General features: G+C 52.1%; 1 protein-coding gene. It reads left to right on the top strand.

What is annotated here, in order from left to right:
- A partial coding sequence (locus BG32_RS10715) for a family 1 glycosylhydrolase (protein ID WP_147434963.1) occupies positions 1-730 on the top strand: 730 nt, incomplete at both ends.

Raw genomic sequence — 730 nt, 5'->3', positions numbered from 1 at the left:
GATGAAGACATGTTTGGCGAAGATTTCCTGTTCGGTGCCTCTCTTTCGGGATTTCAGTTTGAAATGGGTAGAAACTCTCCCGAGAGCATCGACCGCGGCTCGGATTGGTACTTCTGGGCTCATGATAAATTGAACATCGAAAACGGGATAGTCAGCGGGACGTTTCCCGAAAGCGGGCCGAATTACTGGACAGGTTTCGAGGAGTTCCACAGACTTGCGGCCGACGCGGGAATGAATATAATACGAATAGGCCTTGAGTGGTCTAGAATCCTCCCCAAGCCGACTTTCGAGAGATGGGCAGATGATTTGGATGACATATGCAACACTGAAGCGATAGAGCATTACAGAGGGATCATCGGGGACATAAGAAACCGAGGAATGAAGGTGATAGTCAATCTCAACCATTTCTCACTCCCCATTTGGCTCCACGAACCGATTAGGGTCAACAGATACTCCGATTTCACCGCCGGGGGCTGGGCCGATCCCCGCGCTGCGGAGGAATTCCGTAAATTCGCCGGCCTCTGTGGAAGGAGACTTGGAGATATCGTCGACATGTGGTCGACCGAGAATGAACCGAACGTCTTGGCTACGCTTGGCTACAGAAACAGGGCCTCCGGATTCCCTCCCTCGATAATCAGGCCCGAACTGGCGGGGGTAGCCCGCGACAATCTAATCAATGCCCATCTACTTGGATACGAGGAACTAAAGAAAGAAACGAGCTCTCCGGTAG

The sequence above is a fragment of the Mesotoga sp. HF07.pep.5.2.highcov genome, from assembly GCF_003666285.1.
Classification (GTDB): Bacteria; Thermotogota; Thermotogae; order Petrotogales; family Kosmotogaceae; genus Mesotoga; species Mesotoga prima.
The sequence above is the reverse complement of the archived record's forward strand: the minus strand, read 5'-3'. Positions and strand labels throughout refer to the sequence as shown.